The sequence below is a fragment of the Halomonas sp. ATBC28 genome (assembly GCF_005937175.1).
In the GTDB taxonomy this organism is placed as follows: Bacteria; Pseudomonadota; Gammaproteobacteria; order Pseudomonadales; family Halomonadaceae; genus Vreelandella; species Vreelandella titanicae.
Map to the genome: position 1 here is coordinate 1 of NZ_VCQL01000057.1, position 1,424 is coordinate 1,424.

The window sequence follows — 1,424 nt, forward strand, 5'->3', positions numbered from 1 at the left end:
CAGTAATGACGAGGCTTTGAGTGGGTTTTGACAGGTCAAAGAAAATGGAGCAGAATTGAGGCGTTTTTAATCGGCGTTGGGGAGTGCGTCAACACTCCCCAACATTTCGAATGTGTCACCTCAGCGGCAAACTCTGGTGACATGTACTGGCTCGCAATGCACAGGTACGTGATGAATATACCACATCAAATCACAGCCTGCCCAGATCGGAGCAGGCTTAATGTCAGAAGATAAATTCCTTTCGGACTACAGCCCCCGTGATGCAGTTTGGGATACCCAGCGCACGCTTACCGATTCTGTCGGGGGTATCTACCAGACTGCTGCTGAATTCGAGCGCTATGCACTCCGTATGGCCTCCTGTAGCGGTTTGTTACGTTTTGGTTGGTCTACCATCATGGAAACCGGAGAAACGCGCCTACGGCTTCGTAGTGCGCAATTTTGCCGTGTCCGTCATTGCCCTGTCTGCCAGTGGAGAAGAACCCTCATGTGGCAAGCCCGTTTTTATCAGGCTCTACCGAAAATCGTTGTGGATTACCCGTCTTCCCGATGGTTGTTTCTGACGTTAACTGTCAGGAACTGCGAGATAGGTGAACTTGGAACAGTCCTTACAGCAATGAATGCGGCGTTTAAGCGAATGGAAAAGCGAAAGGAGCTATCACCTGTTCAGGGGTGGATCAGGGCTACGGAGGTGACGCGAGGTAAGGATGGCAGCGCACATCCGCATTTTCACTGTCTGCTGATGGTGCAACCTTCTTGGTTTAAAGGGAAGAACTACGTTAAGCACGAACGTTGGGTAGAACTCTGGCGCGATTGCTTGCGGGTGAACTATGAGCCGAATATCGATATTCGGGCAGTAAAAACTAAGACAGGTGAGGTTGTGGCCAACGTTGCCGAGCAACTGCAAAGCGCGGTTGCTGAAACGCTGAAATACTCCGTTAAACCGGAAGATATGGCAAACGATCCTGAGTGGTTTCTTGAGCTGACGCGGCAGCTTCACAAGCGCCGTTTTATCTCGACCGGTGGGGCGCTAAAAAACGTCCTCCAGTTGGATCGAGAAACCAATGAGGATCTTGTCATTGCCGACGATGTAGGGGATGGCACTGATGACGGGAAGCGGACGGCGTTTGTCTGGGATTCAGGTAAACGGCGTTACAAACGCGCCCCTGATGAGGATAAATCGGATTAACGTATGAATATTAATATTGAATACCTGAATGGAAATAAGACTATTGGTTTATTTTTTTTAAGAAGTGAAGCGGTGATTCCTGACAGGTTTAAAAACCTTATTTTGCTTATTGATGGATTAAGTTTTGGCACATTTGGTTTTCATCCGCACGAAGGTTTTGAGGATGAATTAATTTTATATATTCAGAAAACAAACGAGAGGGTAAAAACTCTTTTTGTAAATATAGATATAAAGTATA

General features: G+C 47.3%; 2 protein-coding genes. Both read left to right on the forward strand.

The features are described 5' to 3' along the window. Window positions 1–220: 220 nt before the first annotated feature. On the forward strand, window positions 221–1,186 hold the full coding sequence (locus E0L35_RS25250; protein ID WP_138801708.1) for a protein rep: 966 nt from the start codon (window positions 221–223) through the stop codon (window positions 1,184–1,186). A gap of 3 nt (window positions 1,187–1,189) precedes the next feature. After that, on the forward strand, window positions 1,190–1,424 hold a 235-nt coding region (locus E0L35_RS25255), incomplete at its 3' end, for a hypothetical protein (RefSeq protein WP_138801709.1).

What these genes read in the sequence shown, in the direction of transcription:
- E0L35_RS25250 (WP_138801708.1), top strand. Translation starts at nt 221, where the DNA reads ATGTCAGAAGATAAATTCCTTTCGGACTACAGCCCCCGTGATGCAGTT.